Below are 26,310 nucleotides of genomic sequence, written 5' to 3'. Positions count from 1 at the left end.
CGCGGGCACGTCGGCCGACCCGAAAATTCGTCCAGTATCTGGAAAATTCTATGTTCTGTATATTTTGCGCATGGAGGAATCGCGCCGCGACCGCAAGAAGCGGCTGACCAGGCAGCGGATCATCGCCACGGCGATGAGGCTGTTCGCCGAGCAGGGGTATGAGCAGACCACGGTGGCGCAGATCGCCGCGGCGGCGGACGTCGACCCCAAGACGTTCTTCAACTACTTCCGCGCCAAGGACGAGGTCGTCTTCGCCGACACCGAGCACATCTTCGGCATGCTGCTCGGCGCGTTGGCGGCGCCGCGGCCGAAGGAGGGCCCGGGCGAGCTGCTGGCCAGGGCGGTGCAGGAGTACGCCGCCCGGCGGCGCCCCGAGGTGCCCCGCAAGGAGCCCGAGGAGCTGTCGGCGGGGGTCCGCCTGATGATGACGACGCCGGCGCTGCAGGCCAAGGGGCTGTACCTGATGCTGGACCTGCAGCGCAGGATGGCCGGCGAACTGCTCAAGGCGTTCCCGGGCCGGCTGGATCCGATCACCGCCGCCGCCATGATCGGCTCCCTGATCGGCGCCGTCCAGCAGGCGAGCCTGGCGAGCGTCGAACTCGGCCGGTCACAGGACGAGCTGTGGCGAGCCGCGCGGCACGGCCTCGACGTCGCCGCGCGCGGCCTGCTCTCGGTCCGTGCGAACGCCGCGGAAGACGACGAACCGGCGCACGCCGCAGAAGGGAACGACCCATCATGACGGAGAACGAACGGAGCCTCGCCCGCGACGCGCGGCGGGCGCTGCGCGAGGGCCCCGAGGGGATCGCGCGGCGGCAACGGGACCGCCTGGCCGGGGCCGTGGCCTACGCCCGCGCCCACTCGCCCTACTACCGCGAGCTGTACCGGGGGCTGCCCGACGACATCGACGACCCGGCGCGGCTCCCGGTCACCGGCAAGCAGGCGCTCATGGCGCGCTTCGACGAGTGGGTCACCGACCCGGACGTGACGCTGGCCAAGGCCCGGCAGTTCGTCGCCGACCCCGCCCTCGTGGGCGAGCGCTTCCAGGGGCGGTACCTCGTGGCCACCACGTCCGGCACCAGCGGGCTGCGCGGCATCTTCCTGCAGGACGAACGGAGCCTGGCCGTGGGCAACGCGGTCGGGCAGCGCGCGCGAGCCGGGCTGGGGTTCGGCGACCTCGTGCGCCTCATGCGCGGCGCCGGTCGCACCGCCATCGTCTCCGCGCCGCCCGGCCACTTCTCCACCGTCGCCGGGGCCGCGCGGTTCCGGCGCGACCACCCGCGGCTCGCATGGATGCTGCGGGAGTTCTCCATCCGCACGCCGCTGCCGCAACTGGTCGCCGAGCTGAACCGATACAAGCCCAGCTCGCTCGCCGGCTTCTCCAGCATGCTCGGGCTGCTGGCCGGAGAGCAGGAGGCCGGCCGCCTGCACATACACCCGGGGATGGTCCTCGCCGGCGGCGAGGCGCTGACCGCGGAGAACCGCGCCCGGATCGCCTCCGCGTTCCACGCCCAGGTTCGCTCCGCCTACGCCGCCACCGAGTGCGGCTTCCTCGCCTACGGCTGCGCGCACAACTGGCTGCACGTCAACACCGACTGGGCGGTGCTGGAGCCGGTCGACGCCGACCACCGGCCCGTCCCGCCGGGGCGGCCCTCGCACACCGTCCTGTTGAGCAATCTCGCCAACCGGGTCCAGCCGATCCTCCGCTACGACCTGGGCGACAACGTCCTGGTGCGGCCCGACGCCTGCCCGTGCGGCAGCCCGCTGCCCGCTGTCCAGGTGCAGGGCCGCGCGGCGGAGTTGCTCGAGTTCCCCGCCGGCGGCGACAGGCACGTCCGCATCTCCCCCATGGCGTTCGGCACGCTGCTGGACCGCGTCCCCGGCATCGCGCAGTTCCAGGTCGTGCAGAGCGCGCCGGCCACGCTGCGGGTGCGGCTGCAGCAGGCGGACGGCGCCGATCCCGATCACGTGTGGCGGAGCGTGCGCGAGGAGATCTCGCGCCTGCTGGCCGAGCACAAGGCCGAGCACATCGCGCTGGAACGCGCCGAGGAGCCGCCGGAGCAGTCGGCCAGCGGCAAGTTCCGCAGAATCATCCCCCTGGCCCGATGACCGCGGCGCGGGCGGGGGTCGGCTTCGGGAGCGGCGGGCCGGTTAGGGCCGATCGGCGCCTCGGGACGACGCCCGCTCGTCGAACGCGCGGCGGGCGTCGCCGAGGAGACCGGCCACGTGCGGCACTCCCGCCGCCTCCAGCCCGCCGCGCAGCAGCTCCTCCTTCGCCGCCTCCGCGGCCGCCTCGGCCCGCCGTACGGCCATCAGGACGGCCTCGGCGAGTGCGCGGCCGTCGAGCCTGCGCATGCTGAGCGGGTGGATGTCGAGGGCGCGGAGCGTGCCCACGGCGTCGACGGTCGCCGTGATCCGGCCCTCGTCGGCCCTGCCCGTGTGCTCCCGCGTGCTCCATTCGGTCGCGAGCTCGTCCATCAAGGCGGCCGCGGCCGTCAGCCGCTCCATGCGCGCGCGGAGCTCACGCATCTCGTCCACGCTCACCCCTCGCGAAGCAGGGCCTGGACGTAGGGGGCGAGCGGGTCGCCGGGCGAGGGTGAATCGGCGAAGTCCCCCGTGATGTCCCTCGTGATGTCCGCCGTGGAGTCCCCTGTGGAGTCCGCCGTGAAGCCCTCCATGGCCATGGCCAGCCGCTCACCCGTCTCGCTCCGCGCGGCGCCGATCGCGCCCCGGATCGCGGCGGACATCGCGACGTGGTCGAGGTCGCGCATCGCCCGCGGGTCGATGCTCAGCCCGAGCAGGTGACCCGCGCCGTTGACCCGGGCCACCACCGCGCCCGTGGCGTCGGTCCCCTCGATCACCTCCTCGCTCAGCCCGTGGAGCAGGTCGGCGAGCGCGCCGACGCGGCCCTGGACCTCCCGCACCAGGCCGGCGACGTCGCCCTCCCTGCCGTTGTTGAACGCGGCCGTGTTCTTCATCGAAGGTCCTTGCTCGCCGGCTGCCAGTAGTCGTGGATGTGCGCGCGGTCCGCCACGGCGGGGGTGAGCGTGAGGTCCCGGCGGCCCCGCGCCGGGTCGCCCTGCTCGTAGAAGGCGGCCCGCACGTCGTTGAGCTTCTGCTCCATCTTGTTGAGGTCGCTCTCGTAGGCCATGTAGATGTCGGCGAACTGCTTGACGAGGTTGCCCAGCGCGCTGACGAACACGCCCGCCTGCGAGATCAGCGCGACCCGCCCGGCCGGGTGCGCGCTCATCGCCGCCAGCGTGCGGAGGACCGGCGCCGAGGCCGCGTAGAGGCCGAACACCGACAGGTCGTACTCCAGGACCTCCTTGAACTGGCTGTGCATCGCGCCGCTCATCTCGCCGGTGACGCCGTGGAGCTTCTCGTACAGGACCGTGGTGTTGAAGCGGACCCGCCGCCCGAGCAGGTCCGCCGCCTGGCCCTTCCAGTTCGGGCTGACGTCCTGGAAGTAGGAGAACCAGATGTCGGACCTGCCGCTCTCCAGCCGGCCGCCCATCTCCTTCCAGAGCTCCCGCCGGTCGTAGAAGAGGAAGGGGTTGCCGAGGTTCATCGTGGCGGCCACGTCCAGGGCGAGGGCCGCGATTCCCAGTCCGGACATGGCCGATGCCGTACGCGTCTGCTGCCGCAAAGGATTCAGCGCCTTGATGAGGTTCCTGAAGAAGCCGGGATCGGTGCGGGTGGCGGCGGAAGCGGCGGCCGTGTCTGCCGGCGCCACGGAAACGGCCCGCTGGACGTTGCCTCTCGAGTCCGTGATGTAGAGCTCTTTGGGGCCCGGCGCGGGCCCGCTGGGAACGAACAGCGTGCCCGGCTCGCTGGGCGGGGTCGACATGCGTGTCCTCTCAGGGGCGCGTCTGCTGGATGGCCGCCTTGCTCGCCTTCTCCGCCGCGACGTAGTTGTCGGCGGCCCTGACCAGCGTCTCGCCGTCCCTGTGCAGGGCGTCGCCGAGGATGCCCGCGGCGTTCGACCAGGTGTCGGAGACGGCGTTGAACCGGTGGACGAAGGTGAGCCCGACGATGGGGATCCCGGCGAGCGGGGCGAGGTTCCAGCCCTGGAAGCGGGGCGTGGTGTCCCCCAGCCGCCGGACGCCGTCGGCGGAGCCGCCCACCGTGCCGGCGAACTTCCTGATGAAATTCGCGGCCACCTCGTAGCCGGGCAGGCCCGACGAGCCCGTACCACCGCCTGGGCCGGCGGGGGACGTGACCGGAGTCGCGGGCGGCGCCGGGGCCTGAGCCGTCCCTGCCTGCCGTACGCGCAGCGAGTCGGGCAGGCAGGGGCCCGGCGGCGGGCAGGGCGGAGTGTGCGGGCACGGGCTGACCATCGAGGGCACGGACGGCGTCGCCGTCGCCGTCACCGTGGGCGCGCCGGTCGACGGTGCTGTGGACGGCATGGTGGACGGCATGGTGGACGGCCCCGCCGAGGGGGGTGCCGTGGACGCCGGTGCGGTCGTCGGCGGTGCGGTCGAGGCGGGCGGAGCCGGGGAGGCCGGCACGCTCGGCGTCGCGCTCACCGAGCCGGTGGGCGACGCCGTCGTGGAGGTCACCGGTGACTGGCTTGGCGAGGGTTCACCGTAGGACACGTGATCTTCCCTATCACCGGGCTTCGCGTCGCTGCCACGCGTCTGGGAGACGTTTCCGCAGCTCGAAAGCGTAAATTAGGGCGATGTTCACTGATGCGTAACGGGTGAGCCCGTAAAACCCGTACGCCCCGGTTTGAATGCGTTAACTTGCCGATGTTCCGGAAATCGCGGGGAAAAGGGGCTCAAATGGCTGGCGGCGGGTTCGACGACTTCGACGTGGAGCGGTTCCAGGCGCGGACGGACGCCAGGATCGGGGCCGTCGAACGGCTCCAGAGCACCCTGTCCTCGCTGGTCGGCCGGGCTCGGGACGAGGACGGCCTGGTCAGCGTGGAGTTCTCCACCCGGGGGCTGAGCGAGCTGGAGCTTCACCCCAAGGCCATGCGGCTGAGCTCGGGCGAACTGGCCGAGCGGATCAAGGAGACGATGCGCGCCGCGTCCGACGACCTCTACCGGCAGATGAACGGGGCCATGGCCGAGGCGTTCGGGCAGGAGGGCGACCAGTCGAGGTTCCTGGACGACCCGGAAGCCGTGCTCGCCCAGGTCAAGGAGGCGGAGTCCGCCTTCGACCGGACCGCGGAGGACGTGCTGGGCGAGCTCGACCGCATCAGCCGCAGGCTGGGCCTCTGACCCGCCGCCTGTTCCGCTGCGGCGGGCCTTCGACAGCCGATGCGGCCGATGCGGCCGGGGCTCAAAGCCGGCCGCCGCGCCGGGCTGACGGCGTCAGCCGATGCGGTCGGGGCTGATGGTGCTCGTCACGCGCCAGACGTCCGGCTCGGGGTCGTAGATCTCCCGCTGGCGTTCCTCCCGGCCCTCCGATCCGGCCGCGCCTCCCGGGCCGTAGGGCATGAAGGAGGAGCCGGCGCCGGTCTGGCCCGGCCGCAGGCCGCCGAGGACGGATTCGCCCGCCTGGGCGCCGCCGACGCCGAATGCGGTCCCGAATCCGCCGCGCTGCCCGCCGTACGTGCCGATCACCCCGCCGGGCGGCAGCGTGCCGGTGGGCCCGGCCGTCGTGACGGGGAGGTGCGGGTCCGGATAGCCGGTGAGCGCGTTGGGGGTGGCGCCCGCGGGGTTGGTGCCGACGGGCAGGGGATGGGCGTTCGCCAGGTCGGTCCTGTCGGAGCCGCCGATCACGGCCGGAGCCGTGCCCGACCCGTCGCCGGAGCCGCCCGGCTGGCCCGCGTTCTGCCCCGTGTCTGACTGGCCGGTGCCTGCCTGCCCTGTGCTGTCCGACGAGCCGCCGGTGTCGCCTGCGCCGCTACCGCCCGAGCCGGTGCCGTCGGAGCCGGGACCGCCCGTGCTGCCGTCCCCGCCTGAGCCGGAACCGCTCGATCCGGACCCGGTGGAACCCGAGCCGCCCGTGCCCGAGCCGCCCGTGCCGGACGTGTCCGAGCCTGCGGTGCCCGAGCTTGAGGTGCCCGATCCGGACGTGCCGTCACCGGTGGAGCCGTGCCACGCGCCGGTGCTCGTGACGGGCGCCCCCGTCCCGCCCACGTGGACGCGCGGCGACCGGGTGAGGTCGATGGTCATCGGCTCGATCGCGGGCAGTTCGAAGGCCAGCCCCTCGGCGAAGGCGTTGTTCGCCTGCTGGATGTCCTCGTTGAGCTTGCGGAAGTGGTTGCGCGCGGCCTCGTCCGCATCGGTGGGCGGGCTTCCCGTGGTGCCGCCCCCGGCGCCCTCGTTGCTCGTGTCCGTGGCGGCGGGGAAGTTGGCCTGCGCGTTCTTCACCACGCTCGCATACCAGGACATGGCGGCCCCGCTGGACGTCATGGCGTCACCCAGCGCGCCCGCCGTGGCGTACAGCGCGCGGAGCGCCGACTGCACCTGGACCGCGGCCGGGCCCCGCCACACCTGGGCGAGCTCCTTGGCCGTTCTGCTCAGCGCGGCCTGGATGCCGGCCTCGGACGGGCCGTTGCCGCCGATCGTCCCGCCCACGAGGTCGGCGGCGTCGAGGAACGTCTGGCCGGCCCTGCCCACGTCGTCCGGCTTGGCGGCGTCGAGCTTCTGCTTGATCTGCTCCCGGGTCAGGTTGCCCTGGTCGAGACCGTACAGGGTCTCGTAGATCTTGATCAGCTCCCAGCCGGAGTCGGATCCCATCGCGGTCTATCTCCCTGCCCTCTGGCTCACGCGCTGCTGCTCTCGTGGCCCTTTTGGTAGTTGGCGACCGCCTGCTCGACGGCCGTGACCAGCGCCTCGACCCGGTCGATCAGCAGTTGGTACTTGCCGCTGAGCACCTCGTGGGCCTGTTCGGCGTTGAGTCCGAAGTATCTGGCCGTGTCCCACGGGCCGGCCTCGGCCGGACCGACGTTGGTCAGGCCCTGGACCTCACCCGCGGTGCCCGGGCCGCTCCAGGTGGCGCTCATGCTCGCCGGAGCGCGGCCGCGCAGGCTCCCGAGCTCCTCCCGCAGCCCCTTGAGGACCTGAAGGACCCGGGTGTGCTCGATGTACGGCCCGCCCGCCGCGCCGTCCGGGCTCCCGTCGAGACCCGGCCAGCCCGCGGGCAGGCGCAGCTTCGGTGGCGGCGAACCGCCGCCGGAGTCAAGGGTCACGTCACACCTTCCTTGATCATGCCTTGTCGATGCGGGGGGAGGTGGTCTGCTGGTCGCTCATGAAGAAGTCCTCGTCCTCCAGCAACCAGGTGGTCCGCTCGCGTTCCTCGCGTTCCTCGCCCCGGCCCGCGCCGTGCGGCGCGACCGGGAGCATCGAGCCTCCGGCGGAGGGCCGCAGACCCGCCGCGTTCACGCCGGTGACGCCGCCGGCCCCGGCGCCGCCGCCCGCTCCGGCTCCGTACCCGCCAGAGCCGTTGGCGCCGAAGCCTGTGCCGTAGCCCGTGCCCGGCCCGCCGCCGGATCCGCCGGGTGGTGCGTCGAACCGCGGCGTGTGGGCGGCCAGGCTCGTGCCCTGACCCGCGCCGTTCGGCCCGTTGCCGTCGCCGCCGAGGCCGTTCCCGTCCAGCCCGGCGCCGTTGAGCCCAGTTCCGTTCACCCCGGTCCCGTTCGACCCCGAGCCGTCGAGCCCGTCCAGGCCCGTCCCGTTCGACCCGCCGCCGTCGAGTCCGTTCCCGTACTGTCCGCCGCCCGGCGCCGATCCGGACCCGTCGCCCGGCCCGTACGGCGGGTAGCCGCCGTACGCGGCGGGGTCGAAGCCGAGCCCGTCGCCCGGAAGGCCGGTCCCGAGGTCGCCGAGCGACCCGAGATTTCCGGGGCCATCCACACCGGTGGAGATGTTCGCGTTCGGGAGGGGCCCTCCGGGGGCGGTGATCGGGGTGAACGTGGGTGGCGTCATGTCGAACTTCGGCACGTCGGTGTCGAGTGAGGCGGGGAACATGTCGTTGGCGGCCTGTGTCGCCTGGGTGAGCTTCTTGAGGTGCTCCTCGGCGGCCTTCATGTCCTTCTCCTCTTTCGACTCCCCGAAGAGGTTGAGGAAGGGGCCGTCGCCGAAGATCGAGCCGATGCCGCCGACGATGCCGCCGACGATCAACCCGCCGACGCCGCCGATGACGGCTCCGGGGATGGCCCCGACGCCCGCGAAGGGAGATCCGGCGATCGCGCCGCCCGCGGCGCCGACCGCCCCGGCCTCCAGGGCGGCGTCGTACCAGTCGATGTCGCTCTCGGTGGGCTTCGGGACGTTCTCGCCCCGGAACTGGTTGAGCGAGCTGGCGTACACGTCCAGCGCGGGAACCACGCCGCGGGGTGTGGAGGGCGGTCCGGAGCGGCCGCCGGGGAGGGAGGTCTCCACGATCGCGTTCATCACCGCGACTGTGGAGGTCCTGAGCCGGTGGAGCTGCGCCTTCACCTGCTTGGCGTCGTCACCCGTGGTCCAGTGCTTGTCGAGCGCGTCGAGATGTCTGTCGAGGGTGTCGACCACGGACTTCAGCTTGTCGTGCACACCCTTGAACTCACCCGAGGCCGCCCTGATCAGCTCGGGGTCGGTCTTCCCGAGCGCGGTGCGCAGGGTGTCCAACATGACGACGCCCGGGTCGGACGCGTCGAACGCCGCCCTGATCGGCATCTTCCTCTCGGCCAAGACGCCTCCTTAACCGCTCCCCGTGTACGGCTAGACCTGCGCCGTGCCGGCCTGCTGCACGCCCGCCTGCTCTCCGGCGTCGAGGTTCCTGATCGCCAGCTCCAGGCGCTCGGCGGCGATGCCCAGGGTCGCGGCGATCTCCGCGTAGACGGCGGTGACCGCGCCCTCCGCGCTGGTCAGGCTCGTGTGGAAACCGATGGCGGCGGCCCAGAACCCGCCGATCGCGTCACGCTGCGCGATCAGCTTCTTCACCGCGCCGCCCTCGGCGAAGGCGACCGGAGTCACCTCGCGCTTGGACGCTCCGGGCGCCAGCAGTTCGAGCGCCTCCTCGAAGTCCTTGCGGGCGTTCCTGAGGGCCGTGCGGCTGACCTCCACGCCTCCGGACATGCGTCACCCTCCCGTTCACGGCCGAGGACGGCTCCGGCGAGGGATCGCCGGCGCCGCCGGCCGTACCGTCGGACGTTCGCTCTGCTTGCCGTCCTACTTGCCGTCGAACATGGCGGCGTTGATCCGCTCGACGTCCTGCATGTTCATGTTCGTGATGTTGATGTTCTTGGCCAGCAGGGACACGATGTCCGCCAGGCCCTTGGCCTCCTGCTGCCAGATCCGCCTGGTCTGGTCGTAGGCGTCCTTGGCACCGCCCTGCCAGATCGCGGTCTTGGTGTTGAGCTTGTTCTCCAGGTTCTCCAGCTCCGTGACCAGCCTGTTGAAGGCGTTCTGGAACTCGGTCTCGCCGGTGTCGAGACCGCTGAAGTTGACCTTTGTGATGTCGAAGTCCACCGTCGCGCTCTCCGTCCGTTCCTGGTGGTCGTCTCGGGCTCAGCGGCTGTACGTGGCGGGCGGGGCCTGGTTGATGAGCCCCTCGATCTTGTTGATCTCGGCGGTCGCGTGCGCGTTGAACTCGGCGTAGTTCTTGTTGTTCGCCCTGATGCTCTCCGCGAGGGTCTGCAGGCTGCCCAGGATGACGTCCATGCGCTCGTGCCACAGCAGGTGCACCTTGTCGAACGCGTGGTGCGACTCACCCTGCCAGTGGACCTTGAGGTTCTCGCCGGCACCGTCCAGGTAACGCTGGATGCCGCGGATGTTCTCGGCCGCGTCGCCGATCCAGGTGATCGCCTCATCCAGGTCGTGCCGGCTCACTTGGGCCTGGCTTGCGCCAGAGTGCGACATGGTCACCTCCACTGATCCTGTCGAATTCCCCCGACCAGGAGGGTCGGGTGATGACCCAAAAGTCACAGTAATGGATCAGCGGGGGACTTGCCGGGGCTGTCCGAGATTAAGATTTTGTCACGTCTATTGCGCTTTTGTCAGACGGCCGGTTAGGAGCTTTGTACGATTTGCGAGCTTTGTGGTGACTCGGCCGTAAGTAGTTGAAAACGCAATCTGCCGGCAGTCGGCTGGAGGGTGTTGTGACCGATACGAGCGGCGGCGGGAATCCTTTCGCCGGCCTGGCGAACACGATGTACACGGGCGGCGCGGTGGACCCCCGTCTGACGGACCCCGAGTTCAAGATGGACTACCCCGAGGTCACGAAGTTCGGCAACGACGTGGCCGGCCGGGGACAGGTCCTGGCGGACACGAGCGGGCGGATCAAGAACATCCACCTTCCGATGCTGACCTTCGGCGTGATCGGCGGCAGCCTGAACGGCGTGCACAGCCAGGTGCGGAACACGACGGCCGATGCCGTGGCGAAGGGCAAGGAGGTCCTGGAGTCCTGGAAGGCGGCCGTCGACCAGGCGGTCAAGAACGCCAAGGAAGCCGAGAAGCAGAGCTCCGGCGACAACGGGAAGGGCGGTAAGCCCGGCCTGCCGGGCGGCCCGAAGGCCCCCGGGTTCGACCCCAAGAAGCTCGGACTCGGCGGCGGGTTGCCGAAGACCGGCCCCGGTTCCGGCCTCGGGAACGACTTCACGCTTCCGAAGGACAAGCTGGGCACCGACATCGACGACGGCCTGTCGCACCCGGACCTGCCCGACGGGAGCACGCTGCCCGGCCCCGGCGGGAACGGCGACGGCCTGCCCGGCCCGGGTGACGTGAACGGCGACGGCCTCGGCGGCAGCGGGCTCGACCCGAACGGCGGCGGCCTCGGTCAGGACGGCCTCGGCCGTACGGGCCTGGACGGGCTCGGCCAGAACAATGTGAACCCGCTGGAGACGCCCAAACTGAACAACCCGGGCGACACCGCCCTCTCGTCGTACACCCCGAACCCGTCCCTGCCGACGCCGCCGCCGGTCCCCGACCTCGGCACGACCGGCTACGGGCCGGGCGACTACTCCGTGAACCGGCCGGGGAGCGGCGGGTACGGCTCGGGCGGCTCCGGCTCGGGAACGTACGGCTCCGGCGCGTACGGCTCGGGCGGGAGCCCGGGCTCCGCCGGTCGTGCCGGCGGCGGGGCCGGGGGGATACCCGCAATGCCGTACGCCCCGATGGGCGCGGGCGCGGGGAGCAACGACGACGGCAAGGAGCGCACGCGGGGTCCGGCGGTGCCGGAGGACGAGAGCACCTGGTTCGGCGACGAGGACGTGGCGCCTTCCGTCCTCGGGATGCAGGAGGACGTCTAGCCCATGGTGAGCATCGGGAACGTCGAGATCTGGGACGCGCGGAACAATTTCATCTCCGGGGCCGGCCTGGCCGGCATGGCCGCCGTCCTGGAGCCGAGCGCGCTGCCGCTGGCGGGGCTGCTGGCCACGATGATCGCCGACCCCGACGCCATGTCGCGGGGCGCGCGCGAGTGGCGCAACGAGGGAGGCGAGAACGGGCAGGCGACCCCCGGCATCGGGCAGCTGCGTAAGGATCTCCAAGCGCAGCTCACGGCACTCGAGTCGAACGGGCATCTGAAGGGGCGGATGCTGACCACGGTCAAGGAGAAGTTCGCCGAGCTGGACCACCAGCTCGACGGGCTGGACCAGGGCACGAAGGGCGTCGGCGCCAGCCTCGACTCCGCGTCCCAGCTCTACACGGCGGCGAGCTACATCTCGCTGGCGATGGGCGGGACGGCGTTGGCGCTGGCGAACATCAGCGTCGCGGCCAAGACCAACCCCCTCTCGATGGCCGCGATCCAGCCCACCGTCACCGGCATCCTGGCCACCATGTCGAGAACCGCGCAGAAGGTGTTCGCGGTCCTGGCGAGGTTGAACTGGAAGGTCGCCGCGATCTTCACGGGAGTCGCCTACCTCGCCGGCGGCGCCCAGCAGAAGTTCCCCGGCATGCAGGCCGTCACCATGCAGGCGCCCGACTTCACCAAGGCCAAGGTGGCCTTCGACCCGACCAGCGGAGGCCTCACCGATCCTCTCCCGAACCCCGACGACATACCGAAGCCGCCGTCCTTCATGCCTCCCTTCAGCCTCTGATGGAGTGGGCCACCAGCGCGTTCGAACGACGGCTCGGGGCGGCGTACGACGCGGGGGACACGGCGGCCTGCCTGAGCATGCTCAGGGACACCGAGCTGGCGCTGCCCGCACCCCCGGAGGGAGGCGCCGCCTGGCCGACGATCACCGCGCCCGACCGGGTGTGGCTGCCCGCCTACACGTCGGTCGAGGCGATGCGGGCGGCCACGGGACTGTCGCGGGTCAGGATCACCTCGCTGGCCGAGCTGGCCGCGGGCTGGCCCGATCCCCGGTGGGGTCTCGCCGTCAACCCCGGCCTGCCGGTGCGTTTCCTGCTCGAATCGGGGACCGTCGCCAGGCTCGCGGTCCCCACCCTCGCGCAGGACCGCAGGGCGGAGCCCGAGCCCGCGCTGCCGGTCGTGCAGAAGCCGCTCACGCCGCACGACCTGCGGACCCTCCTCGGCGAGGGGGAGTCGCGCGTCTCCGGCTACTGCCACCACGCGCTCGACGTCGCGCACGTGGCGACGCCCGCCGTGCTCGCCGACGCCCTCGGCCGGGGCGCGGACGACGGTCTGATCAGCGGCGAGGGCTCGCTGTTCCTGCTGCGGTGGCGCACGGTGGGGCTGAACCTCTACCGCACGCCGTACGGCGGGACCGACGAGGCGGGCATGGCGGCGGTCGCCGGCTGGGTCATCGAGGAGCCGCCGTTCGTCGGCATGGGCCTCGCGCCGAACGTGGACTCCCTGGTCCGCGAATACAAGGTGGACGCCGTACGGCTGCCGCACGGCTCGGAGATCGTCGAGCTGACCGCGGCCGGGACCGAGGTCGTACGCGCGGTCCACGACGGCGACCTCGGCCGCTGGCTGCCCGGTGAGCATCCGCCCCAGACCCCGGCGAGCTCCTACCGGGCGCGCTGGCGGGGAGCCGAGTTCGCGGCGAATCCGGATGCGGGACACGACGGGCTGCTGATCCGGCTGCTGAGCGACGGGCCGGCCGAGGGGTTCGAGGAGCGGGCCCCCGGCTGCTTCGTGCGGCCGGTGCCCGCCGAGGAGTGCGAGGCGGTCTTCCACGTCACGCGGGTGTGCGAGTGGCGCGGCGCCCCCTGCCTCGTACGCGACGAGCGCGCGGGCGAGCTGCTGCTCGAATACACCGGCGGGCGGCTGCCGGTGGCGCGGGCACTGGGCATGGAGCGTATCGAACGGGGCGTCCACCGGCGGTGGGTGGGCCGCGAGGAGGTGAGCGAGCCATGCGAGCACGCCGAGCCCCTCGACCTGGGCTCGGGTGAAGGGGGTGGACGCAGATGAGCGAGACCGATCAGCACATCCACGTCGAGCAGAAGGTGATGCAGGCCGGCGCCGCCTACCGCAATCTGATCGCGTCGTCGTTGGGGCGCGCGCCCGACGCGCCGGATGTCGTCACCGCCGGGTGCGGGCTCCGGGTGCCCTACGCGATGACCTCGACCCGCCCGGAGAGCGTCACCTGCCTCGCCTGCCGGGAACACGCTCACCGGGAACACCTGCGCTACGCCGAGCAGGTGGAGCGTCTGAGCCGGATGCCCGGGGCGCCCGTGACCGGCGAGCAGGCGGCCAAGGCCGCCCAGTGGGCCAGGGACGTCGCGCAGCGGTTCGCGGGCGGATGACCCGAGGCCGTCTCGGGATTCCCTGAAGCACGCCGGGGAGACTCCTCGCCGCGCCGTTGCCCAAGCGGTCCACGCCCGGCTCGTCCCCGCCCTCGCCCGGGGGACGAGGGGAGCGCGCGCTGCTCGATCTGCTCCTGCTCGATCTCCTAGAGGGGTTCGGCGGCCCTGGTCATCGGACCTCCCGCGTCACCGGTGTTGAGCGTGCCGACCGGCTCCACGAGCATGACGGCCGTCTCCTCCTCGGCCACGGGGCAGTGCTCGACGCCGCGGGGCACCACGTAGAGCTCGCCGGGTCCGAGGACCACGTCCCCTTCGCGCAGCCGGATGGTGAGCCGGCCGCTGACGACCACGAACAGCTCGTCGGTCTCCGGGTGGGTGTGCCAGACGAACTCTCCCTTCAGCTTGGCGAGCTTGATCTCGTAGTCGTTGAGCCCGGCGATCTTCTTCTGTGTCCACAGCTCGTCGATCAGGGAGAGCTTGTCGGCGATGTTGACGGGGTCGAGGGAAACGGACATCGTGTGGCGCCTCTCACTTCGGGTGCACCGCCCGGGAGGGCGATGGCGGATGTGATGAGCGTGGCCCGGCCCTCTGCCGCCCGTCTTGTACGTTTCTAGCGTGATGGCTCACCGTCGCCCGCCGACCGTCAGTGCCTGGCGGCCGCGGGTGCCCGGCATCGCCGAGGTCTTCCACGCACACTTCACCGACCACGCCTACCCGGCTCACACTCACGACACGTGGGACCTGATGATCCTCGATGACGGTGCGGTCGACTTCGGGCTGGACCGTCGCCGGCACGCCGCCGCCGATCTCTCCGCCGTACTGCTCCTGCCTCCCGGTGTCCGGCATGACGGCAGGACCGTCACCACCGCGGGCTTCCGCAAACGCGTGCTCTACCTGGACACCACCGTGCTGCCGGAACGCCTCGTCGGCAAGGCGGTGGACGCCCCGATCCTGGCCGATCCACTACTGCGGGATCGGATCCATCGGCTGCATGTCGCGGTCGGTCACCCGGGAGAGGCGGTCGAGGCCGAATCACGCCTGTTCCTCGTCGCGGAGAGGCTGCGCTTCCATCTTGAGGCGTTCCGGCATCGGGCACCGGGCCGGGATGCGCACCGGTTGGCCGTCGAGCTGCGTGAACTGCTGGACGCCCGGGTCCGGGTGGGTCTGTCGCTGCGGGAGGCGGCCGCCGTCCTCCACTCTCACCCGACGCACTTGATCCGCTGCTTCACGCAGACGTACGGCCTGCCGCCGCACACCTACCTCACGGGCAAGCGCATAGAGCTGGCGCGCGGGCTCCTGCTGGACGGTCAACGGCCGGCCGGTGTGGCGACAAGCGTGGGATTCCATGACCAGGCGCACCTCAACCGGCACTTCACCCGGCATGTCGGCGTCACACCCGCGCGCTATGCCGCCGGTGAGAACGTGTCACGCAGGCGTACCCGTCAGGCGTCTCAGGCGTCCCGTCACTAGCCGGATGTCAAACGAAGGTGTGATAATCCCGGATATTGGACATTGATCATCATTCAGGTGAACGCGGTCGATCGGGGTGATGAACATGGCCGGGGGACAGACTCCGGATGCCGCCGGAATGCGGGCGTACGCCGAGGAGTTGCGGGCCACGTTCATGCGCCTGCAGGAGGAAGCGCCCGCGCTGCACGAGAAGGCGCGTGCCGTGCAGGTGACGGAGAAGTCGCGTGACGGGCTCGTGGCGGCCACCGTCGGTGCGAACGGCGATCTGATCAGGCTCGACCTCGACCCGCGCATCTATCGCCGGCAGGACGCGCGCGGCCTGGCCGACGCCATCACCCGGACCATCCAGGCCGCCGTGGCCAAGGCCCAGGACCGGGTCGTCGAGATCTTCGCGCCGCTCGTCCCCGAAGAGCAGATGAGGGCGCACATCGATGGCGACCTCGACGCCGTGCTCGAACAGATGTCCAGGCAGATGCCGAAGCGGACACCGGAGAGCCGATGAGCGAGCGGAGCCGCCAGGCGAGGGGTTGGCATGAGTGATCTGTTCGAGGTGAACTACGTCGACATCCGCCCGCAGCAGCTTGCGAAGGGCCTGTCGCAGTGGCACGCCGCGTCGTCCGACGTGGAGAGCGGCTACGCCGCCGCCCAAGGGGAGATCCAGCGGCTCAACGCCGCCGAGCCGTGGGGACACGACATGGCCGGCGCCGCCTTCCGCTCCGCCTACATGCAGGGCGACGGGCCCGACACGCTGATGAAGCAGGGCGGGGAACTCGCCGCGAAGGTGGTCGAGCTCGGCCCGACCGTACGGCGCAGCGCCGAGAACGCCCGCGGGATGGACGGAGAACGGGCCAGAGAGGTGCGCGAGATCCTGAAGCGGGTCTGACGATGACGCACTCCTCCACGACCGGCACGGGCTCCGGCGCCAACCCGTCCACGACGAACGGCGACGTCACCTCGGACGGCACCGGGCTGCCCGCGTTCGCCGACGGCGGTGGCTCGGTCGTCGACGTCACCCCCGCCTGGGGCGAGTCGCTGCCCGCCTGGGCCGACGATCTCATCGCCCTGCTCACGGCGGGCCAGACATGGCCGGAGGCGAGCGAGAGCCTGCTGTGGCAGCTCGCCCGGGCCCACCGGTCCGCGACCGTGAGCGTCGTGCGGTCCATCGATCCCGTGGGAGCCGCCGCCGTCGCCGTGCTCAGCGGGATGCAGGGTCCGTCGATGCAGGCGTTCCTGGACCGGCTCGGCGACCACTACTCGGAGGACTCGGGCCTGCTCAAGGTGGCGAACAACCACTTCGCCTACGGAGCGCAGGCCGACAACTTCGCTCGCGAGACGCAGTATTCGAAGCTGTCGGTCAACGTGGTGTTCTGGATCGCGCTGATCGCCACGTTCATCGCGCTCGTCGCCGCCTTCTACTCCGCCGGGGCCTCCACCCGGTTCATCGGGCCGATCGCCGCCCGCGCCCGGGCCGAGACGGAGAAGATCCTCGAACGGCTCGCCCTCGCCGCCGGGCGCCCCGCCGCGGCCCAGGCGCTCGCCAGAGGGACCGTGCTGGCCTCGGTACGGGCCGGCCTGCTCGGACGCATCCTCGCCAACCCCCTGGGCAGGGAACTCGTCGAGGAGATCGGCGAGGAGGTCGCCGGCGACGCTCTCGCCCAGTCCCACCAGCGGAAGTCGGGCACCCGCGACGGCTGGGACTGGAAGATGACGAGTGCCACCGCCCTGGGCGCGGCGGGGGGCGCGGGCATCGGCATGCGGGCCGCGCACCCGATCAGCAAGCTGGTCAACAGGACGCCCCTGCTCAGAAGGCTGAACACCGACGCCCCCGGCTTCGGCAACGCGTTCAAGCGCTTCCCCGGCAGGGCGCTGACGACCGGGCTGACCAACGTGATCGCCTCCCCGGCCGGGAGCCTGCTGGCCAACGGGCTCGTGTACGGCCAGTGGGAGCTGCCCGACGGGGAGTCGCTGCTCGGGGCCGCCCTGTCGGGCGCGGGCCGTACGAACACGATCAGCCCGTTCAACCCGGACGCGATCCAGGCGGTCGTCAGCCCGCGTACGGCCCTGGCCTCGGCGTACGACACCAGCGTGCGCACCGACCTGATCCGCGCCTTGTCCGCCATGTCTCCGGATCCCACGGCCGGACAGCCTTCGGGCGGCGATCCGGGTTCCGCGAACACGAACACGGCCGGCGGCGGCCAGACCGCGAGCGGCGGCGGACCCGCGAACTCGGGTGGTACGAGCACCGCGTCCGTCGTGGGGCACCCCTCCGGCGGCCCGGCCGCTCCGTCCGGTGCCGGCCAGGCGGCCACGACGCCGGGCGGATCCGCCCAGGCGGCGAGCACCGCGCCGTCCGGGCAGGTGACGGCCGCGCCACCCGGCGGCTCCGGCCAGCCCACCACCGGGTCGTCTTCCGCACAGCCCGGCGCGAACACCACGAACCCCGGCACAGCCACTACCGCCAACGCGGGCGGTGCCAACCCCGGCACGGCGGGTTCCGCCGGCACGACGAACACGGCAAACGCGACGAACGCGGGCGCCTCCACGAACGCGAACGGCGCGAACGCGGCGGGTGCGACCGCCGCGAATCCGGGTCAGGCACCGGGGGCCTCGCAGAGCGCGCCCGGCGCGCAGACCACCGCCGCTGCGGCCGGCTCAAGCAACACGGCCAACGCAGCGAATCCTGCGAACGCGGCTGGTCCTGCGAACGCGGCTGGTCCTGCGAACGCGGCTGGTCCTGCGAACGCGTCTGGTCCTGCCAACGCGGTCAACCCGGCGAACGCGGCCGGTGCGAGCAACTCGGCGGCCGCCGCCAGCGCCGCTGCGTCCGCTGCCGCCGGTCCCGTGAGCACGCCCGCCGCAGCCGCACCCGCGACCCCCACGGCGACACCGCCGTCCGCTGCTCCCTCCGGTGCCGCCACGTCGTCCGCCGCGGCGTCACCGGCCGCCCCGGCCCCGGCGGCGTCCTCGGGAACGAGCGGCAGCAGCGCTTCCGGGAGCGCTTCCGGGAGCACCGCCGCGGCGAAGGCGTCGGCTACGGCGGTCTCCGATGTGCTGTCCACGATCGCGCCCGACGCGCGCTTCCTGCCCGACGACCAGGGCGCGACGCTGACCGGCCCCGACGGCAGGCCGATCCAGCTGTCGGGCGAGGACATCACGACCCTCACGGATCGGCTGGCGGCGCGTGCCGCCGAGGGCGTGGACACGCCTCGGCTCCGCGCGGAGGCGGCCGCCCTGCTGGGGGCGAGGATCGCCGAGGAGAGCCTGGGTTTCCCGGCCGAGGGGGCCCTCGACGCGCTCGCCCGGCTCGCCGATGCGACGCCGGACAACCGCGCCGCCGCCGTCGAGGTGGCGGGCGAGGTGCTGGAGGACAACCCGCGCGGCTGGCGGCCCGGCCGGCTGAGCGACGCGGGGGCCGTGCTGGTGGAGGAGGCGACGGTCTCGCCGCACGGACCCGGTCACGCCCTCCGCGTCGGCCGCTCCTCCGGCACCGCCGCGGACATCGTCCGCCGCGCCGAGGCCCTCGCCGGGATCCCGTCCACGGCGCCCTCGACCACGGCGCCCTCGACCACGGGGACCGCTCCGGCGACGAGCTCCGCCCAGACGGCCAACCCCACGGGTCACACGCGGCCCGGACCGCGTACAACCCGAGGGAACGGCCAGGTGACCGCCCGGCCGATCACGCGGAGCCTGTTCGTCGCCGACGGCAGGGCGCCGCATCTGGCCGACCTGTCGTCGAGTGAGGCGGAGCAGGGCTTCAGGTCGCTCCACCCGTCCGACGTGGGTCCGGACGTGACGGCGCTGGACCCGGCCGGCGGGCGGACGGTCGTCGTGCACACGGGCCGGTTCGGCGCGCAGCACTTCCGGTACGAGATCGGCCGGGTACGTGGCCGCCGTCTCGCCAGGACCAGGGTCAGGTCGGGCACGGCCGCGAAGCCCCACGTCGTACGGCTGTCGCCGCGCCTGGCGAACGACGTCCTCCCCCGGGTGTGGCTGCACGAGATCAGCGACGTCTTCCAGCGGATGTCCGGCCCCCGGCAGGGCGTGGTCCGCTCCTTCCTGAGCCGTACGGCCGAGCGGGACGCCACGGCCTGCGTGACCGCCCGCTATCGCGAGCACGCGCTTCTGGCCAGGCAGTGGCAGGCGGCCCCGGCGTCGGAGCGCCCCGCCGTCGCGCACGAGATCGAGCAGCTCGGGCGGGAGATCGTGGGGCTCGGGCACGTCGCCCCCGCGCCCCCCTGGTCACAAACCACCACTGCACAAACCACCACTGCACAAACCGCCCCCGTCCAGAGCTCGACCACGCAGAGCTCGACCACGCAGGGCTCGACTACACAGGGCTCGACCACACAGGGCTCCACGGCGTCCGATCCGGTGGCGGAGCTGCTCGGGCTGGCCCGCATCCAGCGGGAGACGCTGACGGACGCCACCCGCGAACTGCTCAACGCGGTCAAGGAGAAGATCGACAGCACCCAAGCGGCCACGGCAGACGCGAAGAAGGCCGAGGAGGCCGCCGAGAAGGCGTCGCGGGAAGAGGACCGCAGTGCGGAGGAGCGCCGCCGCAAGGCGCTGGCGGACCGCGACCTCCACCGGGCGAGTGCCGAGCGCGCCCGCCGGAGCAGGGAGGCGTACGCGGAGGCGGTGCGGCGGGCGATCGCCGCGCGCAGCAAGTACGAGACGCTGGAGAAGGCCCTCGACGCCCTCCCGTCGGGCGCGAACAACACCCTGCCGGCGGATGTCGCCCGGCTGGCCCGGGAGGCGGAGGCGGCCCACACCGCGTACACGGAGGCGCACGCGGACGCCCTGCCGTCGCCGGAGGTGCTGCCGGAGGCGACGCCCGCGGGCCGGCTGCCCCACCTCGAACGGCTCACGCGGGTCGTCAACGACATGCTCGAACGCGCCGGGGTCGACCACCGCTACTCGCCCGACGAGCTGTCGCACGTGCTGCGGTCGAACTTCAGGTGGCTGGTGTCGCCGGACGGCGCGCTGCTGCGGGTGGGCCGCGGCACGCGGGGCGAGCTGCGGCTGCGGCTGAAGGTCACGGACCTGGTCGAGGTCTTCGGCCATCCGGTGCGGCACTCCCAGTCGATGGTCGGCCAGTTGCCGCAGGGCGGCCGCTCGGCCTCCGCCACCGCCAACCGCTCGGTGCGCCTGGCGCCGAACTTCGACCTGAACGCCGTGAGCAAGCCGCTGCAGTACGTGCACTGGGTCGGGATGCTGATGAAGTTCGGCGTGTTCAAGGGCGGCGTCGCCTTCGGCGGAAGCGAGTCGTTCAACGGCAACGCGTCGGACTTCGCGCTGGCCGGCGCGGTGCAGGACAACGCGGGCGAGGCGCTGGTGCTCGACGGGCTCGCCTCCGTGGAGGCGGAGCTGCGCACCGCGAACGGCACCGAGCGGGCGCGCGTGGACAGCGGCACCGCCGGCGACGCCCAGAGCCTGCAGGTGTATCTGCCGCACACGCACGCGCAGCGGGGGCCGGCCGAGGTCACCCGGCTCGACGAGAAACAGCGGCAGCGCACGCCGTTCCCCGAGCACGGGGTCACCGGGCTGACCGGGCTGCAGGACCTCGCCGAGCGCACCGCCGAGCGGACCGGCCGCTCCCAGATCGGCGGTATGACCCGCGACCAGATCTTGACGATCATGACGAAGGAACTGCCCGCCCGGCTCGGCGAGGCGATCAACGATCCCGAGGGGCTGCACCGTCCGATCACCGTGAACGGGCGGGTGGTCGGCTATGTGCGGATCAAGAGCCGGGTCGTGATGAAGACGGCGAGGCCGGTCGGCACCCCGAGCATCAAGCACCGCCTGGAACGGCTGCGCGTGGGGTTCTCGGGCGCGTCGGGCTCGCGCTCGGCCGGCCGGTCGGTCGAGATCAAGGGCACCACGGGGGTCCAGGTTCCGATCGGCAGCCCGAGTCTGCTCGGCCGCGTCCGCCTCGGCGGTTACAAGACCGCCATCCCGCGGCTGACCGGGGGGTTCGGCCGCTCCTGGTCGTGGTCGCGGTCGATGAGCGCGGGCGGGACCGCCATCCGGCCGAGCGTGCAGCGCTGGGCGGGCCACACCCAGGCGTACGCGCTGGAGCTCGTGCACACGGTGACCGTGCAGCTGAACACCGACGACTCCCCGCTTCCCCCCGTGAGCGGCCGGAGCACGGGCCTGTTCCGCATGCCCGAGCCGCAGGCGTACCGCTATGGCCTGCCCGTCGACCGGTCGGCCGTACTCAAGGACGGCAGGCTCAGGGACGACCCGAAGCCCGGCACGCCGAAGGGCCGCCTGCCCAGGCTGCCCGGCTGGTCGCGCGAGACCGGGGCCGGGCCGGGGCTCGTCCAGACGAGCGAGCGCCCCGAAAGCGTCCGGAACTTCGACGAGGTGCGGGCGGACGTCGTGAGGCGGCTGCGTGACCTCGGCCTGCTGCCGGACGAGAACGGCCGGCTGTCCCGCGACCCGCTGACCCGGGCGAGCCAGATCGCCAACATGATCGAGGTGGCCGAGCAGTTCTCCCCGGCCCGCCTGCAGACCGGCTACGACCAGGCCATGCAGGACGGCATATTCCTCGACCTGGTGAGCCAGGGCATCGGCCGGGCCAGCCGGCACCTCACGATGCGAATCCGGTTGAACCAGTCGGGCCAGGAGGAGTTCCTGGGCACCAGCGCCGCCGACATCGCGGCCGACCTCGACATCTCGTCGGAGACCTCCGGCCGCACGGTCAGCAGGTCGGGCGGCCGGTCCTTGGACGTCGGCCCCTCCCTCGGCCTGGAGACGAAGCCGGGCGAGGCCGGCTCGACCGGCGGCGAGGGGGGCTTCCACCGGAACAAGGGCCGTACGGCCGGAATGACCCTCAACGACACGGGCAACTTGGTCACGCTGATCGAGGGCACCTCTCCGGCGGCGGTCTTCGAGGTTCCGCACACACTCACCGTGGACCTGATCGAGAACGGGACGGTCACGCCGCTGGCCCAGAGCGACGACGTGTGGATGCGGGTGCTGTTGCCCTCCGACCTCCTGCCCGAGGACCGGGCCGGGGTGTCGCCCAGCCACCCGACGTCCCCGGAGGCGCTGAGCCTGGCCACCCTGCTGCACGTGGACGGCACCGGCGTGGTCGACGCACTCCAATCGGTGCTGCCGAAGGCGATGCGGCCGGGTTCGGTGTCGTTCCATCACCTCGCCGAGGCGTTCAACACGCGCAATCTCATCTCCCACCCGGAGTGGCTGCTCGCCGACCCCGCCACGCCCGCCACGACGTACAGCACCGCCTTGGCCGTGCGCCCGCGCGGCCTGCGTACGCACCGGGCGTCGGCGTGGATCACGGCCCGGCCGGGTGAGTCGGCGTTCGTGACCGCGGCCGACCTGGTGATCGGCGACATCAACTTCACGATGGGCGCATACACCGCGCGGACGGAGACGCGCGGCGGACGGTCCGTGGACGCCTCGACCGGCGTGAGCGAGGCCCTGCCCCGCGCGTTCGGCGGCAGAGAGGGGGCCGGCGCGTCCGCGGCGGGGAGCAGGTCGTCCTCGATCTCCGACACGGCGATCTGGGGCAGGGAACGGCTGGCCATCGACACCGGCAAGCACTACGTGTTCGCGATGAAGACGGACATCACGGTTTCCGGGGACGAGGCGGGCAACCGGCGGGCCGACGCGGAGCCGCTGCGGGACAGGACGGTCGTCTACTCCCTCCCCGAGCGCGACGCGCTCGACCTCTACGGCAGGGGCGAGCTCAAGCTGCCCCTCGACCAGGTGGCCGACGCGGTCACGCGGCTGCTCGACGACAACCTCCAGCTCGACCCGCGTACGGCCGTGCCGCTGGTCCGCAGATATCTGGCGGACCGAGCGCTGGCGCGAAGGGACGGCCACCCCCGGTCCGACCTGGAGCAGAAGCACCCCCGCGCCATGCTCGCCGAACGGCTCGCCAAGGACTTCCCGATGCGCCTGGCCGCCGAGGGGAACCGGCTCAAGCGGATGCACGACAGGCTGCCCGACCTCGCCAGCCCCGTGGACGTCCCCGACCTCTATCGGGACTCCCTCGGCGAGAGCACCGTGAAGAAGACCGATCTCAAGGCCCCGGACGGCACGCCGACCCACGTGTTGGACCAGGTGCTCGACCAGATCGGCAGGGTGGCGCCCGGCGCGCTCAAGCGTGACCCGGTCCTGCTGCGCAGCCTGTTCGGCGACTTCGCGGGCAAACGCTGGTGGGGCAAGATCGACGACATGAGCGGGGAGGCGGGCTTCGTCAAGACGTACTCGCTCAAGATCGGCCCCCACCTCACCGAGGACGTCACGGTCAGGATCAGGGCGGTGCTCCACGGCGACGAAGCGAGCTACGGCGGAAACGTCCACAACTTCGGCCAGATCCTCCAGGACTACACGTACACGCAGGAGGACCGCACCGAGTCGTCGGGCAAGACGTTCGGCGGCAACGCGAACGCCGGGGCGGGCCCGGCCGCCGGCAGCGGCGGTCGCACGTCCGCCACCGACCGCTCGCACACCGGCACGGCCTCCACCGGCACCCAGCGGACCCGCATCCAGCGTGCGGCGGCGTTCCGCGGCGGGCAGCTCGTCGAGCATCCGGTGACCATCACGATCGAGGTCGAACGCGCATCGGGCCGCCTGCGCGGCGCCGTGGCCAAGACCACCCGCGTCCCCCGGACCAGCGCCGTCACGCTGGACGGCACGATGGCCCGGGTGCTGCCGGACGGCATGGTGGCGAAGGAGGGCACGGTCGCCGCGAGGCGGCCCGCCCGGCCCGACGTGCGGCGGGTCGCGCCGCCCGAGGTCTTCGTGACCGAGCGGCTCAGGGCCGACGGGCTGCTGCGCGCCGTGTTCGACCGGCTCTCCAAGAAGGACCTGCTCGGCGGGGCCGCCGCCATGGAGAACTACGCCGCACTGGCCAAGGCGCTCACCGGGAACGGCCTCACGACCCGGCTGGAGCGGATGACCGGCCCCGACGGACACCGGCTCGTCCGGCTGCCCATGCCGGGCCGGCCGGGCCAGATGGTGGACGTGCGGATCCACGCCGACCTGTCCGAGCCCGACCCGGTGGCGCTGGGCCTGCAGGACACCGAGCTGGGGCAGGTGGACCGCGAGCAGAACACGGCCGGCACGGCCACCGACCGGGGGCAGATGACGCCGGCCGGCCGCACGTACAGCGGGGGGAGCGCGGCGGGTGTCGGCAGCGACCTCGGCGCCGGGGACCAGACCGCGCAGTCGAGCTCGGGCAGCGGCGGCAACCGCGACGAGACCAGCGTCTTCGCGAAGGGCACCGGGGCCAAGGTGCGGTTCCGGGTCGACTTCGACCTCCGGTTCGAGGTGCGCCAGGCGGCGCGCGACGGCGCGGAGACGGTGCTGCGGACCGTGGACGTCCCGCGCGGCGCGACCGGCACCGCGCACCTGATCATGTTCCAGCACGCGCTGGAGGAGATGCTGGCGCGCCGCGACGCCGGCGCCGCCCGGCCGCTGTGGGACTTCAACCGGCAGCGCGCCGCGGCGCCCGGCGTCTTCTTCTCCCACGACCGCGTGCGTGAGATGGCCGCGAGACATCCGTCGTACGACCCGGCGGCGCCCGCCACGCTCACCAAGGCGATGGCCGAGGTGCTCAGAGGGCGGACCGGGACGCTTCCCGTGGGGATCGTCGCCGACGCAGGCCCCACGGGTTCGACGGCTCTGGTGGAGGAGGCCAGGCTGCTCGCCCGCGACCTCGGCGCCGACGTCCACCTCGATCTCCGGCGGCCCGACGGCACCGTCGAGCGCTTTCACGCCACGCCCGTGGGCGAACTGTCCGGCGACCCCTTCGCCGAGGCGCTCGGCGCGGTGCCGCCCGGCCTGGTGGAGCTGGCCGATCGGCACGGCCTCGACCTGCGCGACCTGTACGGCGGGCGGCCCGCTGGGTTCGCCGACCGGATCGGCGAACGGCTCGACGCCCTCGGCGTCGCCCGGCCCGCGCCGGCCGACCCGGGATGGCCGGTGCCCGAGACGGCCGCGGACGGCACCTGGGGCGGCAACCCCCTCATCACCTCTCCGCCGGGCTCCGTGACGGCCGAGTCCATCCCGAAGACCGCGTTCGTGGCCGACGGCCGGGCCCCGCACCTGCCCGACCTGTCGAACGCCGAGGTTCCCCCGGCCGTCGCCGACCTGCGCCCAGCGGACTTCGGCCGGGGCGTCCGCGCCGTGACCGCGACGCCGGACGGCACGGTCGTCACCGTCGAGACCGCCAGGTCCGGCACGGAACGCTTCGTCGTGCTGCCCGAGAACCCCGGCGGCGGCCGCCCGGCCCGTACGGACCTCGGCGCGGGCACGGACCCGAACGTGATCCGGCTGTCGCCGAGGCTGGCCCCCGACGTGGTGGCCCGGGTGCTGCTGCACGAGATCAGCGACACCCTGCAGAAGCGGGCCGCGCTGGAGCAGGGGGTGGTGCGCCGGTTCCTGAACGCCGTCGATCCCGGCTACGACGCCTGTGCCACCGCCCGGCGCAACGAGCACGCCTACCTGTCCCGCAAGTGGCTGGCGGCGACCTCGACCGAGGAGCGGGCGCGGCTGCGGCACGAGATCGAGGCGGTCGCCCGCGACCTCGGCGCACGGGGCCAGGCGGCGCCTCCGCCGCCGTGGGTCACCGTGCCGCCCCAGGCGCCGGTCCCCGACCGGTGGGAACGGATGCGCAGGCTCAGCAACATCTCGGGCTGGGAGCCGCCCGACGACGATGACGAAACCGTCCCCCGGCCGGAGGACGCAGGACAGCGACAGGTGAGGAACGCGTGATGCCCTATTCGATCGCCAGGAGCAGGGACGAGGCGCAGCTCTATCTCGACCTGCACCCCTGCGCCTGCGGCTCGGTGGACACCGGCTGGGACAGCGGTCTGGCGAGCGTCGAAGGGGAGCTGGTCACCTCTTACGACGGGCGGTGCGCGGCGTGCGGCGCCGAGCGGGAGTACCTGTTCGGACTTCCGGAACGGGAGGTGACGCCCACCGGCTTCCCGACGTTCGGCGGCGCGGAGCCGTCCGAGCTGCTGGACCCCGGCGAGTGGCTGTGGGTGGCCGACCTGACGGCGGGCAACGTCCCCGAGGGAGACCGCAGACAGGCGCTGTCCATCGCGCGGGCCGCGGTCGAAGAAGTAATGAAATTCGTCCCGCCCGGGCAGGACGAGGTGCCCGAGGACGCGTTCTGGTCGGAGCGGGGACGCGCCGTGCGCGCCGCCGAGCCGGGGCGGTTCCACCTCGACCGGCTGCTCGTCGTACGCGACACCTACCGGGAGCTGGCCGGAGCATAAGGTTG

Annotated in this window: 24 protein-coding genes; 13 read left to right on the top strand and 11 right to left on the bottom strand. The window is 72.4% G+C overall.

Translation table 11 applies throughout. The annotated features are described in order from the left end of the window. Positions 1-70 precede the first annotated feature (70 nt). A complete protein-coding gene (locus ACIBK1_RS20955) occupies positions 71-739 on the top strand; it encodes a TetR/AcrR family transcriptional regulator (protein WP_036406775.1) in 669 nt (222 codons plus the stop codon). After that, complete coding sequence (locus ACIBK1_RS20950; protein WP_030508508.1) at positions 736-2,106, top strand: coenzyme F390 synthetase; 1,371 nt, start codon at positions 736-738, stop codon at positions 2,104-2,106. The genes ACIBK1_RS20955 and ACIBK1_RS20950 overlap by 4 nt, the downstream gene beginning before the upstream one ends. Before the next feature lie 42 nt (positions 2,107-2,148). On the opposite strand, the gene ACIBK1_RS20945 is transcribed toward ACIBK1_RS20950, so the two are convergent. Genes ACIBK1_RS20945 through ACIBK1_RS20930 form a run of 4 tightly spaced genes read right to left on the bottom strand, consistent with a single transcriptional unit; the run spans position 2,149 to position 4,403 of the window. Further along, the gene (locus ACIBK1_RS20945) at positions 2,149-2,526 is read right to left on the bottom strand and encodes a YbaB/EbfC family nucleoid-associated protein (protein ID WP_231513922.1); all 378 of its coding nucleotides are present in this window, start codon (positions 2,524-2,526) and stop codon (positions 2,149-2,151) included. An 11-nt stretch (positions 2,527-2,537) separates the two neighbouring features. Beyond that, positions 2,538-2,975, bottom strand: a complete 438-nt coding sequence (locus tag ACIBK1_RS20940; RefSeq protein WP_030508510.1) for a YbaB/EbfC family nucleoid-associated protein — start codon at positions 2,973-2,975, stop codon at positions 2,538-2,540. After that, positions 2,972-3,844 carry a hypothetical protein gene (locus ACIBK1_RS20935; protein WP_396737024.1) on the bottom strand — a complete coding sequence of 291 codons (873 nt, stop codon included), beginning with the start codon at positions 3,842-3,844 and terminating at the stop codon, positions 2,972-2,974. The genes ACIBK1_RS20940 and ACIBK1_RS20935 overlap by 4 nt, the downstream gene beginning before the upstream one ends. Before the next feature lie 10 nt (positions 3,845-3,854). Beyond that, positions 3,855-4,403: a hypothetical protein gene (locus tag ACIBK1_RS20930; RefSeq protein ID WP_396737021.1), complete on the bottom strand. Its 549-nt coding sequence runs from the start codon at positions 4,401-4,403 to the stop codon at positions 3,855-3,857. Between ACIBK1_RS20930 and ACIBK1_RS20925 the strand changes: the two genes are divergently transcribed. Together ACIBK1_RS20925 and ACIBK1_RS20920 are read left to right on the top strand one after the other, a co-directional pair. After that, positions 4,393-4,587: a hypothetical protein gene (locus ACIBK1_RS20925; protein WP_396737018.1), complete on the top strand. Its 195-nt coding sequence runs from the start codon at positions 4,393-4,395 to the stop codon at positions 4,585-4,587. The two genes, ACIBK1_RS20930 and ACIBK1_RS20925, sit on opposite strands and share 11 nt — an antisense overlap. Before the next feature lie 191 nt (positions 4,588-4,778). After that, entirely contained in the window at positions 4,779-5,219 is a 441-nt protein-coding gene (locus ACIBK1_RS20920; RefSeq protein WP_030508514.1) for a hypothetical protein, read from the top strand. A gap of 93 nt (positions 5,220-5,312) precedes the next feature. Here ACIBK1_RS20920 and ACIBK1_RS20915 read toward each other — a convergent pair whose 3' ends face one another. The 6 genes from ACIBK1_RS20915 to ACIBK1_RS20890 form a co-directional block, all read right to left on the bottom strand. Further along, positions 5,313-6,686, bottom strand: a complete 1,374-nt coding sequence (locus ACIBK1_RS20915; RefSeq protein ID WP_396737015.1) for a hypothetical protein — start codon at positions 6,684-6,686, stop codon at positions 5,313-5,315. A 26-nt stretch (positions 6,687-6,712) separates the two neighbouring features. Beyond that, positions 6,713-7,138: a hypothetical protein gene (locus ACIBK1_RS20910; protein WP_030508516.1), complete on the bottom strand. Its 426-nt coding sequence runs from the start codon at positions 7,136-7,138 to the stop codon at positions 6,713-6,715. 16 nt (positions 7,139-7,154) lie between these two features. Continuing rightward, positions 7,155-8,615 (bottom strand): WXG100 family type VII secretion target, encoded by a 1,461-nt coding sequence (locus tag ACIBK1_RS20905; RefSeq protein ID WP_051761810.1) that lies wholly within the window; start codon positions 8,613-8,615, stop codon positions 7,155-7,157. Positions 8,616-8,645: 30 nt separating this feature from the next. Next, positions 8,646-9,002, bottom strand: a complete 357-nt coding sequence (locus ACIBK1_RS20900) for a hypothetical protein (protein ID WP_030508518.1) — start codon at positions 9,000-9,002, stop codon at positions 8,646-8,648. A 93-nt stretch (positions 9,003-9,095) separates the two neighbouring features. Beyond that, complete coding sequence (locus ACIBK1_RS20895; protein WP_030508519.1) at positions 9,096-9,395, bottom strand: WXG100 family type VII secretion target; 300 nt, start codon at positions 9,393-9,395, stop codon at positions 9,096-9,098. Positions 9,396-9,434: 39 nt separating this feature from the next. Further along, positions 9,435-9,755 carry a WXG100 family type VII secretion target gene (locus ACIBK1_RS20890; protein ID WP_030508520.1) on the bottom strand — a complete coding sequence of 107 codons (321 nt, stop codon included), beginning with the start codon at positions 9,753-9,755 and terminating at the stop codon, positions 9,435-9,437. Between the two features lie 269 nt (positions 9,756-10,024). Here ACIBK1_RS20890 and ACIBK1_RS20885 point away from each other — a divergent pair, with 269 nt between their 5' ends. Genes ACIBK1_RS20885 through ACIBK1_RS20870 form a run of 4 tightly spaced genes read left to right on the top strand, consistent with a single transcriptional unit; the run spans position 10,025 to position 13,577 of the window. After that, positions 10,025-11,173 carry a hypothetical protein gene (locus ACIBK1_RS20885; RefSeq protein WP_396737012.1) on the top strand — a complete coding sequence of 383 codons (1,149 nt, stop codon included), beginning with the start codon at positions 10,025-10,027 and terminating at the stop codon, positions 11,171-11,173. A gap of 3 nt (positions 11,174-11,176) precedes the next feature. Continuing rightward, the gene (locus tag ACIBK1_RS20880; RefSeq protein ID WP_396737009.1) at positions 11,177-11,962 is read left to right on the top strand and encodes a hypothetical protein; all 786 of its coding nucleotides are present in this window, start codon (positions 11,177-11,179) and stop codon (positions 11,960-11,962) included. Continuing rightward, complete coding sequence (locus tag ACIBK1_RS20875) at positions 11,962-13,242, top strand: SseB family protein (protein ID WP_396737006.1); 1,281 nt, start codon at positions 11,962-11,964, stop codon at positions 13,240-13,242. Before ACIBK1_RS20880 ends, ACIBK1_RS20875 begins: the two co-directional genes overlap by 1 nt. After that, the gene (locus ACIBK1_RS20870; protein WP_030508524.1) at positions 13,239-13,577 is read left to right on the top strand and encodes a hypothetical protein; all 339 of its coding nucleotides are present in this window, start codon (positions 13,239-13,241) and stop codon (positions 13,575-13,577) included. Before ACIBK1_RS20875 ends, ACIBK1_RS20870 begins: the two co-directional genes overlap by 4 nt. A gap of 146 nt (positions 13,578-13,723) precedes the next feature. On the opposite strand, the gene ACIBK1_RS20865 is transcribed toward ACIBK1_RS20870, so the two are convergent. Next, a complete protein-coding gene (locus ACIBK1_RS20865) occupies positions 13,724-14,092 on the bottom strand; it encodes a cupin domain-containing protein (protein WP_030508525.1) in 369 nt (122 codons plus the stop codon). A gap of 103 nt (positions 14,093-14,195) precedes the next feature. On the opposite strand from ACIBK1_RS20865, the gene ACIBK1_RS20860 reads away from it, so the two are divergent. From ACIBK1_RS20860 to ACIBK1_RS20840, 5 genes are all read left to right on the top strand, one after another. Next, entirely contained in the window at positions 14,196-15,047 is an 852-nt protein-coding gene (locus ACIBK1_RS20860) for an AraC family transcriptional regulator (RefSeq protein ID WP_396737270.1), read from the top strand. Positions 15,048-15,132: 85 nt separating this feature from the next. Next, positions 15,133-15,549, top strand: a complete 417-nt coding sequence (locus ACIBK1_RS20855) for a YbaB/EbfC family nucleoid-associated protein (RefSeq protein ID WP_030508527.1) — start codon at positions 15,133-15,135, stop codon at positions 15,547-15,549. 30 nt (positions 15,550-15,579) lie between these two features. Beyond that, positions 15,580-15,930 (top strand): hypothetical protein, encoded by a 351-nt coding sequence (locus tag ACIBK1_RS20850; protein WP_396737003.1) that lies wholly within the window; start codon positions 15,580-15,582, stop codon positions 15,928-15,930. A 2-nt stretch (positions 15,931-15,932) separates the two neighbouring features. Next, positions 15,933-25,796 carry a WXG100-like domain-containing protein gene (locus ACIBK1_RS20845; RefSeq protein ID WP_396737000.1) on the top strand — a complete coding sequence of 3,288 codons (9,864 nt, stop codon included), beginning with the start codon at positions 15,933-15,935 and terminating at the stop codon, positions 25,794-25,796. Further along, a complete protein-coding gene (locus ACIBK1_RS20840) occupies positions 25,796-26,305 on the top strand; it encodes a hypothetical protein (RefSeq protein WP_030508530.1) in 510 nt (169 codons plus the stop codon). The genes ACIBK1_RS20845 and ACIBK1_RS20840 overlap by 1 nt, the downstream gene beginning before the upstream one ends. Positions 26,306-26,310: the final 5 nt, after the last annotated feature.

Origin of the sequence: Microbispora rosea (assembly GCF_044460045.1) — a bacterium.
Lineage (GTDB): Bacteria > Actinomycetota > Actinomycetes > Streptosporangiales > Streptosporangiaceae > Microbispora > Microbispora rosea.
The sequence above is the reverse complement of the archived record's forward strand: the minus strand, read 5'-3'. Positions and strand labels throughout refer to the sequence as shown.

Bases quoted from the DNA above. Each gene is read 5' to 3' on its own strand.
- ACIBK1_RS20875 (WP_396737006.1), top strand. From the start codon at position 11,962: ATGGAGTGGGCCACCAGCGCGTTCGAACGACGGCTCGGGGCGGCGTAC.
- ACIBK1_RS20950 (WP_030508508.1), top strand. From the start codon at position 736: ATGACGGAGAACGAACGGAGCCTCGCCCGCGACGCGCGGCGGGCGCTG.
- ACIBK1_RS20900 (WP_030508518.1), bottom strand. From the start codon at position 9,002: ATGTCCGGAGGCGTGGAGGTCAGCCGCACGGCCCTCAGGAACGCCCGC.
- ACIBK1_RS20945 (WP_231513922.1), bottom strand. From the start codon at position 2,526: ATGCGTGAGCTCCGCGCGCGCATGGAGCGGCTGACGGCCGCGGCCGCC.
- ACIBK1_RS20850 (WP_396737003.1), top strand. From the start codon at position 15,580: ATGAGTGATCTGTTCGAGGTGAACTACGTCGACATCCGCCCGCAGCAG.
- ACIBK1_RS20855 (WP_030508527.1), top strand. From the start codon at position 15,133: ATGGCCGGGGGACAGACTCCGGATGCCGCCGGAATGCGGGCGTACGCC.
- ACIBK1_RS20915 (WP_396737015.1), bottom strand. From the start codon at position 6,686: ATGGGATCCGACTCCGGCTGGGAGCTGATCAAGATCTACGAGACCCTG.
- ACIBK1_RS20935 (WP_396737024.1), bottom strand. From the start codon at position 3,844: ATGTCGACCCCGCCCAGCGAGCCGGGCACGCTGTTCGTTCCCAGCGGG.
- ACIBK1_RS20845 (WP_396737000.1), top strand. From the start codon at position 15,933: ATGACGCACTCCTCCACGACCGGCACGGGCTCCGGCGCCAACCCGTCC.
- ACIBK1_RS20840 (WP_030508530.1), top strand. From the start codon at position 25,796: ATGCCCTATTCGATCGCCAGGAGCAGGGACGAGGCGCAGCTCTATCTC.
- ACIBK1_RS20940 (WP_030508510.1), bottom strand. From the start codon at position 2,975: ATGAAGAACACGGCCGCGTTCAACAACGGCAGGGAGGGCGACGTCGCC.
- ACIBK1_RS20860 (WP_396737270.1), top strand. From the start codon at position 14,196: ATGGCTCACCGTCGCCCGCCGACCGTCAGTGCCTGGCGGCCGCGGGTG.
- ACIBK1_RS20880 (WP_396737009.1), top strand. From the start codon at position 11,177: ATGGTGAGCATCGGGAACGTCGAGATCTGGGACGCGCGGAACAATTTC.
- ACIBK1_RS20870 (WP_030508524.1), top strand. From the start codon at position 13,239: ATGAGCGAGACCGATCAGCACATCCACGTCGAGCAGAAGGTGATGCAG.
- ACIBK1_RS20865 (WP_030508525.1), bottom strand. From the start codon at position 14,092: ATGTCCGTTTCCCTCGACCCCGTCAACATCGCCGACAAGCTCTCCCTG.
- ACIBK1_RS20955 (WP_036406775.1), top strand. From the start codon at position 71: ATGGAGGAATCGCGCCGCGACCGCAAGAAGCGGCTGACCAGGCAGCGG.
- ACIBK1_RS20920 (WP_030508514.1), top strand. From the start codon at position 4,779: ATGGCTGGCGGCGGGTTCGACGACTTCGACGTGGAGCGGTTCCAGGCG.
- ACIBK1_RS20930 (WP_396737021.1), bottom strand. From the start codon at position 4,403: ATGCCGTCCACAGCACCGTCGACCGGCGCGCCCACGGTGACGGCGACG.